Origin of the sequence: Tunturiibacter empetritectus (assembly GCF_014201375.1) — a bacterium.
Classification (GTDB): Bacteria; Acidobacteriota; Terriglobia; order Terriglobales; family Acidobacteriaceae; genus Edaphobacter; species Edaphobacter lichenicola_D.
Genome location: NZ_JACHDZ010000001.1, coordinates 1,271,318 through 1,285,801, shown reverse-complemented (window position 1 = coordinate 1,285,801; position 14,484 = coordinate 1,271,318). Strand labels below are relative to the sequence as shown.

Genomic DNA, 14,484 nt, shown 5'->3' with positions numbered 1-14,484 from the left:
GGACCAGGAAAAAGAGGTCAAGCTGAGCCTGACCTCCGTAAGGGATTAGGACCGGCAATCATTATTTGGTGGCGGCTACAAAATGATCGCGAAGTTGAATGACTCCGATGACGACAACTGCTGCCATGGCTGGCGTGAACAAAAGATACATAATGCCTCCTTCCCCAGAGAGTGATATGTAACGAAAACAGATCTTTTTGGCTACGGACGTCCGAACAATTGCTTTCCAGTAGCGAAGCTGACGACTGTGTAAGTAGCAACTGGAAGACCAAACCTGCGGCTCAAACTTATGAGCGAACTAATTTCCGGCGAACCACTCCTGCCATTCCGATCAATCCCGAACCGAACAACAGCAAGCTCGATGGCTCGGGAGTCGTCGCCGTTCCGATAAACTCCTGCGGCCCCGAAGACGTATCGTTCGCGGGAATATACAAGGTGAATTGATTGAAGTAGCCGGAGCTAATCAACTGCTGGTTGTTTGCCGCGTTCAACGCATTGCTGGCAAGGGCTTGCGCCGTCGAATCAAAGAGCGAATTTCCCATCAAGTCAGCCGGATCGAAGATGCTCCATTCGGCGTACTGAACTTCACTTGCGCTCACTCCCGTTTGCGGGTGGAGAATCTCGGAGTAGAGAATCGCATCGGCGCGATAGTCCTGATCCATCACAGTGTTTCCCGTGGGGATGCTCTCCTCGGTGATGCTCCAACTCTCACCAGGAGAGATTTCGCGGTTGTAGTTGAGGCACATCAGGTTAACCGTCGATGTGCCGGAGGATGTGCCAAGCTGGAACGAATAGGGATAGATCTCCGCGCTGCCGCCGGAAGGATTCACCGTCCCACTGTTGAGGGTGAGCGTGTCCGCTTTCATGGCCATGGAAACAACACCAAGACAGACGATCGGAACAAGTAGTGCAAGTTTCATCGAAAAACTCCCAGAAAAAACTGTTGTCAGAGCCTAGCCGCACCCAGCTCCCACGAATCCGTGCCCAGGTTCCGGCCTTTGAACTCGCAGAGATATCGATTGGTTGAGCCAGCATCTATTCCCGTTTTGGTCCGTGAATGCCAGCGATTCATTGCGAAATACTTACCTCGCCCTGAGTCGTTGCAAGTCGCGAACCATTCACAAATGATTGAGGAATTCGGCGATTTCTGGACTTTTCTGCCGATGGGAAGGGGAGAATGCGCAAAGACTTGACCGAGCAGCTCTAAAAGATTGCCCAAAATGAAAATCTTTTCCACTTTGGTCTGCAATCTTTCGCATGGGTCTCACGCTTGGCTCGAAACCAGTTTTTCGAGCGAGGGGTGTTGACTGGACTATCTGCAAAAGGCGGCCCACATACGGGCGGCCGGGGGAGCATCTCTAAAACGAAAGCCTCTTCCGTGGGGAAGAGGCGATCTGGACCCAGAACCTGCTGCTTATCTCGTCAACTCAAACCGCAACGGTAAAACTGTCTTCGCTGCGAGTCACGGCTCGGTACATGGTGTCACGCTCAAACGGCTCGCGTCCAGCCTCAGTGATAAGCCGAACCAGGTCGGCGCGCCGCATCCCCTGCGGAGTCGTCGCACCGGCGTCGTGGTAGATCTTCTCCTCAATCACCGTGCCATCGATATCGTCCGCACCGAATCGCAGGGAGATCTGCGCCATCTTCGGCGAGACCATCTGCCAGTAGCTCTTGATATGGGGAAAGTTGTCGAGCATCAACCGGCCGACTGCGATCTGACGAAGATCGAGCATCCCCGTCGTCCTGGGAATATGCGCCAGCGCAGTATTGTCCGGATGGAACGACAGCGGAATAAAGGTCTGAAAGCCACCAGTCTCATCCTGCACCGCGCGCAGCTTCAGCAGATGGTCCACGCGGTCTTCTTCGTTCTCCACGTGCCCGTACAGCATCGTCGCGTTTGATCGCAGCCCGATCTGGTGAGCCATCCGAGCCGTATCCAGCCACTCGCTGCCGTCAATCTTGTGATCGCAGATAATATGCCGCACGCGATCGGCAAAGATCTCGGCGCCACCACCCGGCATTGAGTCCACGCCTGCCGCCTTCATACGCTCCAGCGTCTCGGGAATCGTCATCTTTCCGCGCTTGGCCAGAAACGCCACCTCCACCATGGTGAACGCCTTGATATGCACCTTCGGAAACCGAACCTTCAGCCCCCGCACCAGATCCATGAAGTATTCAAACGGAAGATCGGGATGCAGTCCCCCCACGATGTGAAACTCGGTCACCGCCTCCGTAAGCCCCGTAGCCGCGGTCTCCCATGCCTCCTCGAGCGCCATCGTGTAGGTGCCCGCCTCGCCCTTCTTTCGTCCAAACGCACACAGCCGGCACGAGGCCACACAGACATTGGTTGGGTTGATGTGCCGGTTCACGTTGAAGTAGGCAACATCCCCATGCATCCGCTCCCGCACCAGGTTTGCCAGCCAACCCACGGCCAAGATATCCCCACTACGGTACAACGCGACTCCGTCTTCAAAGCTGAGACGCTCCCCCTGCTGCACCTTTGCCGCAATCGGCAAAAGTGCAGCATCGTCTGTTTGAAAGGAGTGTCGCGCAGGCAAAGTGGACGATTGAAAGCTCATACTTTGATTCTAGTCCCGATCTGCCGTTGCAGCACATCTCAGTGGCTGGCCATCTCTTTGGAATCAACCATACGCGGCTGGATCACCACGCCATCAAACCAGGTCGTTCCGACCAGATGATCGCCCATCGGACGGATCAGCCTGAGATTCCATCCGGTGTTCCAGTATTGAATCTTCCGGTCGGGCAGATGGACCGCGAATGCGATCGTATTCTTGCTCCCCGCGGCAATCAGAACCCGCTGCGAAGCATCGTCATAGAAGATACTGTTCACATCTCGCAGAAACAGATCTTTGACCGTCTGCCACGTAGCTCCCTTGTCGTCGGACACATAGATACCCTGCCGCCCTCCGACCCAAAGTCCGCCGGCATCATCGACGGCCATCGCAGAGAGTTGATCGACCGTCTCCGGAAGCTTGATCGGAGTCCATTGTTGACCACCATCCAGCGAAAGCACCGCGGAGTTCAAATTCGACACCAGAACAGTTGACCTTCGGGCAGCTACAAAGTTCCAGCTCCTGGGTTCGAAGCCCGGAACTTCCTTCCAGCTTTGGCCGGACGTAGCACTCTCGAAGAGGCCAGCTGAGGTAGCGGCATAGAGCGTATCTCCTCCTCGGGCGAATGCGTTGATAGCAGGGTCAAAGGAGTGAACCGGCTGCAAGGCTGTGCTCTTATGCGCCACGGCCTCCGGCGATTTATGTGCAGCCGAGGCTGCACCGGCATGCGCAGTCTTCTTTCCCGTCCTGGAGGGCGGCGCAGGCGGAGGATTGAGTGTCACATTGTCCACGCGGCTCCACGTGGCTCCTTGAAGCCTGTAGATCCCATGCCGGGTGCCCGCCAGCAACGTGCCATCGGGTCCCTGCGCCAGGCTGAACACATCGTGACCGTTCAGTCCCGAACTCGTCTGCGACCAGGTCAGGCCGCCATTCGTGCTGGCAAAGACACCGCCGAGCGCCTTATCGTTCACCACCCCCACGTAGACAGAGTTGGGCATGGACGCATCCGCGAGATAGGAGGTAATCTGCCGCGCCGAAAACCCATTGTTCGACTGAACAAACGAATTGCCCCCGTCGTTAGAGGCCAACACACCACCCCGGTCCGTCGCAAGCATCACCCGGTTGGAGTTGGTCGGGTCGACGAACACGTCATTGATGATCACTTCCGGACCAGTGGTTCGTTGCCAGGTCGCGCCCGAGTCCACGGTACGCCACAGGCCCTCCGTGGTTCCCGCAAAGACAATGTTGCTGTTCGTTGGATCCTGCATCAGAACCCTCGTTCTACGTGCCGTAGAGGGAATTCCTTGAACTTTCTTGAAGAGATCGCCGCCAGTCTGGCTCTTGTAGATTCCCGAGCAGGCGCTGGCGTAGACAGTCTTAGGGTCTTTAGGGTCCACGATGATCGAAAACACATCGGAGTCGTCGATGACTCCCTGTTTAATGTTGGTCCAATGCTGCCCCCCGTCAACGGTCTTCCAGGGCAGATGCCAGGTCCCGGCATAGATAATCTGGGGGTCGACCGGATCAAGCGCAATCGATTCGACCTCATGCAACTCCTGGCTTCCTGCGGGGCTGATCAGCTTCCAGTGGTCTCCGCCGTCTACAGATTGATAGACACCCTTCAAAGTACCGGCCACAAGAGTCTTTGGATTGGATGGAGCCGCCGTCAAGGCGCGAATCGACTGCCCTTGCATATCGCTCGAACTTAGCCACGTCAAGCCGCCATCTTTGCTGAGAAATATTCCGCCATCCGGGCTGCCAAGCACCCACGCACCCACAACGATCAGCTTCGAATCAGCGCCGCTGACCACAATCGAATCCAGCACAAGATCGTCCCGCTTGCCGATCCATGCCAGACGCTTCCAGTCGCCGCCACTATTGTGCGACTCATACATCCAGCCCGTTGCCGTACCCAGATACATATGAGTGTGGTCATGAGGGTCGATCGCGAAAGCCCGCGCGTCTCCTCCATCCGGGCCATACGGCAGCCAGCTCGCCGCATGCAGTTGAAGGGAGGATACAACGAGAAGGAGAGTTACGAGTGCGATGGGGAAACGAAGAAATCTGTTCAAGGGAGGAGTCCAGTCTTGTAATAACGCAATTATCGAACTTTACTAAGAGGTCTATCAACACAAAAGCTGACTGGGAACCATTCCCAGTCAGCTTTTGTGCTTGACTACAACCGATCGTTACTACTTCTTCTTGTGGTGATGCGTGACCGGCGCCGTCCGTGGCTTGACGATTACTGCGCTTTCGTCCACGGGGGTAAGGCCGGTCGTGCTGAGTGTTGCGCCGGCAGGAATCAACGTCGTTGTCACTGTCTTACCGTTATCCGAACCGGTGTAGACCGAGACGCGGCTGGCGTCGATGCCTTTCTCCGTTACCAGGTAGGCCTTCGCATTGACGGCACGCTCAGCAGCAAGCTTGTCGCCCTTCTTCTCGGCACTGTCCTTATCGCCAACTACAGCGATCTTCGCATCCGAGGTGCGCTGCAGGTTGAGAGCGATATCGTCCAGGCAGGCCTTGGCTTCGTTATCAACACGGGACGGGCGCTTCTTGTCACGATCGAAGTTGATCGAGCAGAGCTGGCTGGTCGTAGGCGCTGGCGGTGGCGGCGGTGCGTTGACCGTAACCGTGGTCGTCGCAGAGGCCGTCTGACCCTTGTCGTCCACAACGTTGCAGGTCACCGTGATCGTGCCAGGTGCCGCACCAGTCGTCGTCAGCGTCGCCGTCGAGTTGTTACCCGACACCGAGCCGGCCGAAGAGCTGTAGCTGTAGGTCAGAGGACGATTCTGCGGGCTTACGCCGCTCGCGGTAATCGTCGAGGAGTCTCCAGGGGCAACCGTCGAAGGATTGGCCGAGCAGCTCAGGGTTGGCGGTTCAAACGCCTTCACGGTGTAGCTGGCCGAGCAGTCCGCCATCTCGCCCGGCTTCGGGCCCTCGGTTACATGGCCCTTCGCCGTGTAGGTACCGGGATTCGCAGACTTGGTGTCGATGTTGGCTGTGGTCGAGGTTCCCGTGATCGTACCGCCATCCGCAGTCCAGTTGTAAGTCGCCGTCTTCTTCGGATTCAGGTTCGAAGGCGTTCCTGTGACCGTAATAGGATCGCCAGGGAAGACCGTCGCAGGCGAAGCTGCGCAGGAGTAGGTCACCGGCGGAGGAGGAATGATATGGCCGAAGTGAGCCACGATGCCTGTGCTCAACTCAGCTCCGCTCAGGTTCGCGCGTCCACCGATCGCCCCACCGGTCGGAGGATTAACTGCCGGACCGTAGTCTGCGTGAACATACTTATAGTCCGCCTCGAAGAGGCGAAGAGAAAACTTGTTGTTGAAGAACGGCAGATCATAGTCCATGCCGCCACCAACCGTCAGGGTTGGTCCCCACTGATACGGATTGTGGTACCCACCCGTCTCGGAGTTTGGTCCGCCCAGACGAGCACCGCCTGCCAGACCATGCGCGAACAACGTGAAGTTCTGCAGCGGTGCACGGAAGATTGGTCCAGCGGAGGCCGTGTACAGGCCATCATTACTGCCGTCTGGATGAGCCGCGAAGACTATCTCGCCGCCAACATACTTGTTGAAGTAATACGCGCCGCTTCCGATCGCGCCCTTGTCGATCGACGAATAATTGATCCCCTGCGGCTTCACCTGACCGTGAGCCCCAAAGTACGAGTACCCAAGGAAAACGTCGATGCGCGAAGGGTTCGGCCCCACCGGGGCGGCTGTGCTGGGAGTCTGCGCGCTGAGACTGGCAACTCCGAGACTGACTGCACATGCAGCCAGTACGTACCGGCGTGTATTACGAAACGGGCGATAAACCATTCGAGTTCCTCCACTCAAAGTCTTGCTTTTTTTACGAGCCTTCATCTTCATCTACAGGGATCGTTTTGTTGGTTCGATTCCTTACAGCTTACTTCAGTTGCTAACGCATCCGGTAAAAAAATACTCTTCGATGACACTATTTTCAATACGTTACCAGCGTGTACGGTAAAAACGTTCGTTCACCGGGAGGGGCGAACCCATCCAGTAACTGCACTTTTCTTGATGCATTAACTCAAATTCAGGGTTTTTCGTATAGATCCGCGCTCCTGCTGGATCTTTTCCTGCAAAAGCGTGATCGCATACAGCAGTTGCTCCGGTCGCGGCGGACACCCAGGAACGTACACATCCACGGGAATGACCTGGTTGACCCCCTGCAGCAGAGCATAGTTGTTGAAGATTCCACCCGAGGTCGCGCACGCCCCCATCGAGATCACCCACTTTGGCTCCGGCATCTGTTCGTAAAGCCTCCGAATCACAGGCGCCATCTTTTGTGAAACCCGCCCCGCAATAATCATCAGATCGCTTTGCCGAGGCGACGGGCGAAACACCTCTGCCCCAAACCGCGCGATATCGTACCGCGACCCGCCCATCGACATCATCTCGATCGCGCAGCACGCCAGCCCAAAGGTCATCGGCCAGATGGAGTTCTTTCGCACCCAGTTGATCGCGGCGTCCATCGAAGCCAGCACAATGCCCTCCGGCTGCTCGTCTCCCCAGCTCACCTCGGTGACCTTCGCATGGTTCTTGCCAGAGCTCTCCAGATTGCCGAAGAGGTAGCGATCGTTCCTTTGCGGAGTCGCTGCCGGGCCGTTACTTGTGTTGTCGCTCATGTATCTAATATAAAACCCCATACCATCGCCGCATAGTCCGCACGTCGATAAATCCTGCGGACAAATCCTTCACCCCTGCGGCAAGCGAAATCCCAAACCGCAGCTTAGATGCGCAGACCTCTCACCGGGTTGCTCCTGCAGAACTCCAAAGTACGGAATCCACCCCCACAATCTATTGCGCGTTCTCCTCGATCGCCTGTATCAGAGCCCGCCGCAACACCCGCTGCTCGTTCTTATCCAGCTTTCCGCCATTGCGCGTCAGGTAGAAGACATCGATCGCCGTCTCTCCCTCTGTATCCACCAGCGCCACCTCAATACTGCAGCCGTGCGCCGCCAGCGTTAGACTCAGTGCCCGCAGCAGCCCGGTCGTATCCTGCGTCACCACCTCCAGCAGCGTGCTGTGCGACGAGGCCTCATCGTCAAACTCCACCCGCGTCTCCACCTCCACCAGCGGAGCCTTCCGTCTTCCCCGCCGCCGCCCGCTCAACAGCTTCTCCACCGACACCGCTCCGGTCATCACATCATGCACGCTCTTCACAAACGCCTCGTGCTCGGACGCATTCATCTCCAGCGTGCGAAAGCTATCGGTAAACCGGAACGTATCCACCACCACCCACTGCCGGTTCGAAAACGCATCCGCCGTAACGATGTTCATCCCCCAAGCCGCCAGCGCGCCCGCCACCGTCGCAAACAGCTGCGGCCTGTCCCGCGTCACCAGCGTCAACTCGCTCACCGCAGGCGCATACCGAAAATCAAGCTGCACCGGGTCATTCGCGAAACCCATCGCCATCTTGAAGTGTGTCCGTACCTGCTCCGGCGTCCGCGTCAGCACGTAGCGCTCCGGAAAACCCGCCAGATACTCGAGCACCGCGGCCTTCTGCCCCGGCAGCAGAGCCACCACCCGATGCACCAGCTCGCTCTCCTCCTGCGCCCCTAACCGCTCTTCATCCACGCTGCGGTCCAGATAGTTCGCCGTAGCGATAAAAAGCTGCCAGAGATTCTCTGCCTTCCACGGCGTCAACGCATCCGGGTGAACCGCATTGATGTCCGCATATGTAAACAACGTCAGCATCCGGAGAGCCTCCGGCGTCTGCATCTTTCCCGCAAACGCCCGCACCGTCTCCTCATCGAAAATATCTCTCCGCAGCGCAGCCGACATCTCCAGATGATTCGCGATCAGGCTCACCACCAGCCCGCTCTCATACGTATCCAGCTCCAGCCGCTCCAGAACACTCTCGGCCATCCGCGCACTCTCCCGCGTATGATCGCCCGTGCTCCGTCCCTTGCCCGTGTCATGCAGCAACGCCGCAAGATACAGCAGCTCCGGATGCGGCAGCTCCCGCAGCACTCCACCCAGCCGCGTCGCCCACTCCGCCATACCACCCGACTGCGCGCTCTCCAGCCCATGCAGCGTATCGATCAGCACAAACGTGTGTTCATCGACCGTGTATCGGTGATACGCATCCCGAATCACCAGAGCATCGATCCCATGAAACTCAGGGATCAGCAGCTCCAGCACGCCCAGCGCATGCATCGACCGCAACGCATCGCCGGAATAGGCACCCTTCAATATCCCCTGCAGGTGATGCCACAGCGCCGGCCCCTCCTCCAGATGCGCTGACAGCAGCGGCAGCCCCTGCGACAACCGCTCCTCCGCATCCCCGCCCAGCGTCACTCCCGTCCGCGCCATCGCCCCAAACACCTGCAACACTACATCCGGATCCTCCGCTGGATCATGACCGAACTCGGTCGAAGTCTCCAGCACTACCCGGCCCCGCTCCAGGCGAAAGCCATGCTGCTCCACCTCCACCTTCCGATCGCGCTTCAATCCAGGCAGTCGCGAAGAGGTCGCGGGCGCATCCTCCAGCATCTGCGTCACTCGCCGCTCCACACTGCGCGCATGACGAAAATAAAGCCTCATCCAGTACGCCGCATCCGCCTTCTTCGGCTTGCGACCCGTCATCCCCACAGCGGTCTCTGCCGCTGCATCCTGCGCCTGCCAATCCAGCGTATTGTCGTCCCGCTCATGCCGATAGTGCAGAAAACATCGCACCAGCCGAAGAAAATCCACCGCCTTACGAAACTCATTGCCATCGGCAGCCGGTCCGCCACCCCCTTCGCCCTCGCCCCCGGCCCCGCCCTTCTTCTGCGTCGACGCGGCCGCAGCACGCAGCCTCGTCATCCACCCGCAAACATGCACATCCCGCAGTCCACCGGGACAGTCTTTAATATTCGGCTCCAGGTGAAACAGCGTATCTCCGTACTTCGCATGGCGCGCCCGCGTCAGCTCTAGCAGCCGAACCGTTATCGCCTTATGCTCCCGCTGCAGCAGCTTCGGCACGATCTGTTCCGCGAGTTTGTCATAGAGCATTGCATCTCCGGTCACCCAGCGATGGTCCATCAACGACAGCGCAAACTCTGCATTCTCCGCGTCGAACTTCTCGCATTCCGACAGCCTTCGCGTCGCCGGCGCAACCCGAATCCCGCAGTCCCACATCTCCTGATTCACGCGCCGAATCGCGTCTTTGACATCCTTCTCGGCCAGCTTCCCGTCCAGCAGAAACAGCAGGTCCACATCCGAGTAAGGAAACAGCTCCCTCCGTCCATACCCGCCAACCGCCACCAGAGAGATCCCATTGCCCATCCGCGAATCCCGCTCAATCGCCTGCGCCCACAGCCCGCGCACCAACTCATCCAGCGCCGCAGCCCGCGCAGCAATCGTCACTGCCCCCGAAGCGCCACCCGCCTCGAACGCGCCACGAACCTCCAGCATCCTCCGCTGGTAGATCCCACGCATTCCGCTACTTGTGGAGTCGTTTGCTGGCATGGTCATTGTGCTCGAATGAACTTAAAGCATACAGCCCACAACTCCACCAGCTATATCGAACGGCTATTCAGCGGTCTCCACAGACAACCCTTCCCTGCCGCGCCCGCACTTTGGACATTTGCGCTCAAAAATATCTGAACCGTTGGCGCCATAGACATCTCCGCAATGAGAGCACGCAAGCTGGTACACCGTTTGACCATGATCCGTGCCCGGTCGGTGCTTAATTACGTATCACTACCTGGTCATTTCGGTTCACATAACCGGTTTTAGTCGTGAACGCTTCAGACATGTCATCTCCCTAGAGCGCAATCTCTCCACGCTCATCGTTACGAATTCGAATCGCCTCATCGATCTTCGAGATGAAGATCTTCCCATCCCCGATCGTCCCCGTCCGAGCCGCGCCTGTAATCGCCAGAATCGCCTTATCCAGCATCTCGTCCGCCACCACCACCTCGAGCTTCACCTTCGGCAGCAGATCCACCGAGTACTCGCGTCCGCGGTAGAACTCCGTATGCCCCTTCTGCCGCCCATGCCCCCGAGCCTCGGTGATCGTCATCCCCTCAACGCCAATCTCCACCAGCGCATCCTTCACCGCGTCCAGCTTCGACGGCTGAATCACCGCTTCAATCTTCTGCATATCCGTATCTTCCTCTCCAGCCGATCGTTCTACCGCCGAAATGCTCTGCCTAATATCAGTGCGCCCAATCGTATCCTTCTTCGCCGTGCTGCGAAAGATCGAGTCCCTCGCGCTCCTCATCCTCGCTCACTCTAAGCCCGATCAGTTTATCCACGATAAACAGAATCACCAGCGTTCCCACAATCGAAAGACTCCAGGCAATCACCACGCCGACCAGCTGGTTCAGCAACTGGTGTGCATTCCCCTCAAGCAGTCCCGTAGCCTTCCCCGCTCCGAAGATCGGATTGATCACGCTGTTGGCGAACACGCCAGTCAGAATCGCGCCCATCGTCCCGCCCGCGCCATGCACGCCGAACGCATCCAGCGAATCGTCATACCCAAACGCCGCCTTCACCTTCACCACCATCAGATAACAGCCCACCCCGGCGATCAGCCCAATCCAAAGCGCAGACATCGGCGTCACAAACCCCGAAGCCGGCGTAATCGCCACCAGCCCCGCCACCGCGCCCGAGATCGCTCCCAGCGCCGAAGGCTTCCCTTGCCGAATCCACTCCGCCACGCTCCAGCCAATCGCCGCAGCAGCCGCGCCAAAGTGAGTCGCCACAAACGCCGACGTCGCCAGTGTCCCCGAGCTCAGCGCCGAACCGGCATTGAACCCGAACCAACCCACCCACAGCAAACAAGCCCCAATAAAACTCAGCACCACCGAGTGCGGCGGCATCGGCACCTTCGGATACCCCAGCCTCTTGCCCAGATAAAGCGCCGTCACCAGCGCCGACACCCCCGAGGTCACATGCACCACCGTCCCACCCGCAAAGTCCAGACAAGGAAACCGTCCGCCCAGCGAAGCATTCAACAAACCACCCTTGCCCCAGACCATATGCGCCATCGGACTGTAAACAACCACCGCCCACAGCACCATGAACACCAGCATCGCCGAAAACTTCATCCGCTCCGCAAACGCGCCCGTAATCAGCGCAGGCGTAATAATCGCAAACATCAGCTGATACACCATGAACGTCTCGAGCGGAATCGTCGCCGCATACTTCACATCCGGAGCCAGCCCCACGCCGCGTAGAAACACATTGTGCAAACCGCCGATAAACGCGTTCCCTTCGCCAAACGCCAGCGAATAAGTCACCAGCGCCCACAGCACCGTGATTACCGCCATCATCGCGAAGGTCTGCATCATCGTGCCGAGAATATTCTTCTTCCGCACCAATCCACCGTAGAACAATGCCAGTCCAGGCCCACTCATCATCAACACCAGCGCCGCCGAAACCAGCATCCACGCGTTATCACCCGAGGTCTGTGCCGCCGCGATCAGCGCGGCATTATCGGCGTTCTGCTTCTCCAGCGCCGCGATCCTATCCGCCTGACTCAGCGATGAAGAAGCCGCAGGCGCTGCCGTTGACGCCGCAGGAGCCGCCGTCTGCGCCATCATCCGCGATCCACCTACCACCGTTCCGCCGACTATCAGCGCAAACAGAAAAGCCAGAAACACCTTCGCCACTGGAAGACGCATGGTTCAATCACCCGTTTCAAAGTTAGTCATTTCAAAATAAACGAAGCAGCAGGAGAGAAGAGATACGCCGTCAATTCGCCAATCTGGCAGCCTACGACTCAATCTTCATACATCAAAAAGAGCGAAGCACCTCTGCACCGCTCCGGTTCGCTTTACTCTACACAAGGCGGCGCGCATCACAAAGCAAGAAATTCATCCGCAGCCCACACCGCACTCTTCGAAAGGCGCTCATCATGTCGACCGCAACTCTCCATAGATGGAACGAAATCGAACCCGAGCAACTTAATCCCCTCCTCACCCGCCAGTTCGTCACCGGCACCCTGGCCATGTTCGCCCGCGTCGTCCTCGCCAAGGGCTGCATCGTCCCGCGTCACTCCCACCCCAACGAGCAGATCACCTTCATCACCGAGGGCGTACTCCGCTTCGACTACGACGACGGCACCTCGCACACCGTCAAAGCAGGCGAGATCCTCGTCATCCCCGGCAACCTTCCCCACTCCGCCACCGCCCTCGAAGACACCATCGACTTCGACATCTTCGCCCCACCGCGCCAGGACTGGATCGACAAAGACGACAGCTACCTCCGCTGACAAAAGAAAGATTTGTCCTGCCGGACGGGCCGCCTGCGCGGCGAGCGGTCACTTCGTGACGCGTATACCGGTCCAGGCAGGACGAGCAGCAGAGGTCCTCCCGCTGGTCGGCACATCTACCCTCGCGACCAACGGGAGCGCCAACCGAAGGGGTATACAAGTCACGAAGTGACCGCACCGCGCGCAGCGGGCCCGTCCGGCAGGACATACTGCTTCGACAGCACACCCACCCATCCCGTACCCTTGCATCAGCAAGCCAAGGCCACGCCGGAGAATTCATGAAGCAACTGGTCCAAAAGCAACTCGCTCAATCCATCGCAACCCTGCAAGCAGTCCTGGCCGAAGAAAACATCTCCGACACCCTGGTCTCCATCGCCAAACTTACCGCCGAAGCCATGCAATCCGGCCACAAGCTCCTCGTCGCCGGCAACGGCGGCTCCGCAGCCGACGCACAGCATCTCGTAGCCGAGTTCGTCGTCCGCCTCACCGTCAACCGCCCCGCCCTCCGCGCCATCGCCCTCACCACCGACACCTCCATCCTCACCGCCGCAGGCAACGACTACGGCTTCGACCATCTCTTCTCCCGCCAGATCGAAGCCCTCGCCCAGCCCGGCGACATCTTCCTCGCCATCTCCACCTCCGGCAACTCGAAGAACATCCTCCGCGCCATCACCCAGGCCAAACTCATCGGCATCCCCGCCATCGGCTTCACCGGCGCAGGCGGAGGAAAGATGAGCCCCCTCTGCGACTACAGCATCGTCATCCCTTCCAATGTCACCCAGAACATCCAGGAGGCCCACCTCGCCCTCGAACACATCTTCTGCATGCTCGTCGAGCGATTCGCCTTCGGCCACGACCTCGACCACAAGCACCAGATCCTCAGCGAGTAGTCGTCTACACCGCCTCAGCAACTGCTGGCTCCGTGTTCGTAGACGGTAAGATCTGCTTATTGCGGACCGCGCTCCATCGCCTTGACGGCCTCCTCTGTCGTCGGGACCGCGTGTGCAATAAACGCATAGTTGATCAGCGCCGCGGTATAGCCATAGCCCCACTCCGGGTGCTTCGGTCCTGCCGTAGCATCTTTCACGACGGCGACTTCGAAGCCTTGCTCAACCAACTCTCGAAGGTGAGATTCCACACACATATTGGCCAGCATTCCGCCAAGGATAATCTTGCTGATCCTCCGTTTGCGGAGCTGTAGAACAAGATCATTGGTCTCCGGCCCCCACACGCGATGCGGCGAAACGACGATGGTCTTGCCATCCTCGATATAAGGCTTGAATCGTTCCAGCCAGTCTGCACCAGACCCTTCAAAGCCATCCAGAGTCAAAGCCCCCTTGCGGCCGAACTCGTTATGAACCACCTCGTCGGATTCAAGAGGACCGTTGAACTTCCATCCCTTGTCGGTGGGATAAAAATAATAAGGAGAGATGAAAACCTCGTATCCATAGGCCTTCGCGGCCTTGAAGATGCGCTCCATATTCGCAATCGTGTTGTTTTCCTGAAGACTCTCGTGGAGCAGCGGCCAACTCAGGCCCTTCTCGCTTAACACGTCATTCTGCGGGTCGATAAAGACCACTGCAGTATCGTTCCTGTCAAAGTTCATAGTTCTCCTTTTTGAATGAGAGATCTGCCTCTCAGACGCCAGACGAGGATCAACCCGATTCAGGGTGTCTATCAA

11 protein-coding genes are annotated in these 14,484 nt (G+C 58.2%); 2 read left to right on the top strand and 9 right to left on the bottom strand.

Annotated features, from left to right (window positions below):
• Positions 1-287: 287 nt before the first annotated feature.
• From HDF10_RS05565 to HDF10_RS05530, 8 genes are all read right to left on the bottom strand, one after another.
• Positions 288-920, bottom strand: coding sequence for a PEP-CTERM sorting domain-containing protein (locus HDF10_RS05565; protein WP_260177622.1), 633 nt, complete (start codon positions 918-920; stop codon positions 288-290).
• A gap of 507 nt (positions 921-1,427) precedes the next feature.
• A complete protein-coding gene (mqnE, locus tag HDF10_RS05560; RefSeq protein ID WP_183811199.1) occupies positions 1,428-2,579 on the bottom strand; it encodes an aminofutalosine synthase MqnE in 1,152 nt (383 codons plus the stop codon).
• Between the two features lie 38 nt (positions 2,580-2,617).
• Positions 2,618-4,645, bottom strand: a complete 2,028-nt coding sequence (locus HDF10_RS05555; RefSeq protein WP_183811197.1) for a WD40/YVTN/BNR-like repeat-containing protein — start codon at positions 4,643-4,645, stop codon at positions 2,618-2,620.
• Between the two features lie 120 nt (positions 4,646-4,765).
• On the bottom strand, positions 4,766-6,394 hold the full coding sequence (locus tag HDF10_RS05550) for an OmpA family protein (protein ID WP_183811195.1): 1,629 nt from the start codon (positions 6,392-6,394) through the stop codon (positions 4,766-4,768).
• A 227-nt stretch (positions 6,395-6,621) separates the two neighbouring features.
• The gene (locus HDF10_RS05545) at positions 6,622-7,224 is read right to left on the bottom strand and encodes an NADH-quinone oxidoreductase subunit B (protein ID WP_183811193.1); all 603 of its coding nucleotides are present in this window, start codon (positions 7,222-7,224) and stop codon (positions 6,622-6,624) included.
• Positions 7,225-7,396: 172 nt separating this feature from the next.
• Positions 7,397-10,057 carry a [protein-PII] uridylyltransferase gene (glnD, locus tag HDF10_RS05540; RefSeq protein ID WP_183811191.1) on the bottom strand — a complete coding sequence of 887 codons (2,661 nt, stop codon included), beginning with the start codon at positions 10,055-10,057 and terminating at the stop codon, positions 7,397-7,399.
• A gap of 292 nt (positions 10,058-10,349) precedes the next feature.
• Entirely contained in the window at positions 10,350-10,688 is a 339-nt protein-coding gene (locus tag HDF10_RS05535; protein ID WP_183811189.1) for a P-II family nitrogen regulator, read from the bottom strand.
• 55 nt (positions 10,689-10,743) lie between these two features.
• The gene (locus HDF10_RS05530; RefSeq protein WP_183811187.1) at positions 10,744-12,213 is read right to left on the bottom strand and encodes an ammonium transporter; all 1,470 of its coding nucleotides are present in this window, start codon (positions 12,211-12,213) and stop codon (positions 10,744-10,746) included.
• Positions 12,214-12,446: 233 nt separating this feature from the next.
• Between HDF10_RS05530 and HDF10_RS05525 the strand changes: the two genes are divergently transcribed.
• A complete protein-coding gene (locus HDF10_RS05525; protein WP_183811185.1) occupies positions 12,447-12,803 on the top strand; it encodes a cupin domain-containing protein in 357 nt (118 codons plus the stop codon).
• A 278-nt stretch (positions 12,804-13,081) separates the two neighbouring features.
• Positions 13,082-13,693 carry a D-sedoheptulose-7-phosphate isomerase gene (locus tag HDF10_RS05520; RefSeq protein ID WP_183811183.1) on the top strand — a complete coding sequence of 204 codons (612 nt, stop codon included), beginning with the start codon at positions 13,082-13,084 and terminating at the stop codon, positions 13,691-13,693.
• A gap of 56 nt (positions 13,694-13,749) precedes the next feature.
• On the opposite strand, the gene HDF10_RS05515 is transcribed toward HDF10_RS05520, so the two are convergent.
• Positions 13,750-14,409, bottom strand: a complete 660-nt coding sequence (locus tag HDF10_RS05515; RefSeq protein ID WP_183811181.1) for a cysteine hydrolase family protein — start codon at positions 14,407-14,409, stop codon at positions 13,750-13,752.
• Between the last annotated feature and the right edge of the window lie 75 nt (positions 14,410-14,484).

Coding starts and splice junctions, on each gene's coding strand:
- HDF10_RS05565 (WP_260177622.1), bottom strand. CDS start 920: ATGAAACTTGCACTACTTGTTCCGATCGTCTGTCTTGGTGTTGTTTCC.
- mqnE (WP_183811199.1), bottom strand. CDS start 2,579: ATGAGCTTTCAATCGTCCACTTTGCCTGCGCGACACTCCTTTCAAACA.
- HDF10_RS05550 (WP_183811195.1), bottom strand. CDS start 6,394: ATGGTTTATCGCCCGTTTCGTAATACACGCCGGTACGTACTGGCTGCA.
- HDF10_RS05545 (WP_183811193.1), bottom strand. CDS start 7,224: ATGAGCGACAACACAAGTAACGGCCCGGCAGCGACTCCGCAAAGGAAC.
- glnD (WP_183811191.1), bottom strand. CDS start 10,057: ATGACCATGCCAGCAAACGACTCCACAAGTAGCGGAATGCGTGGGATC.
- HDF10_RS05535 (WP_183811189.1), bottom strand. CDS start 10,688: ATGCAGAAGATTGAAGCGGTGATTCAGCCGTCGAAGCTGGACGCGGTG.
- HDF10_RS05530 (WP_183811187.1), bottom strand. CDS start 12,213: ATGCGTCTTCCAGTGGCGAAGGTGTTTCTGGCTTTTCTGTTTGCGCTG.
- HDF10_RS05525 (WP_183811185.1), top strand. CDS start 12,447: ATGTCGACCGCAACTCTCCATAGATGGAACGAAATCGAACCCGAGCAA.
- HDF10_RS05520 (WP_183811183.1), top strand. CDS start 13,082: ATGAAGCAACTGGTCCAAAAGCAACTCGCTCAATCCATCGCAACCCTG.
- HDF10_RS05515 (WP_183811181.1), bottom strand. CDS start 14,409: ATGAACTTTGACAGGAACGATACTGCAGTGGTCTTTATCGACCCGCAG.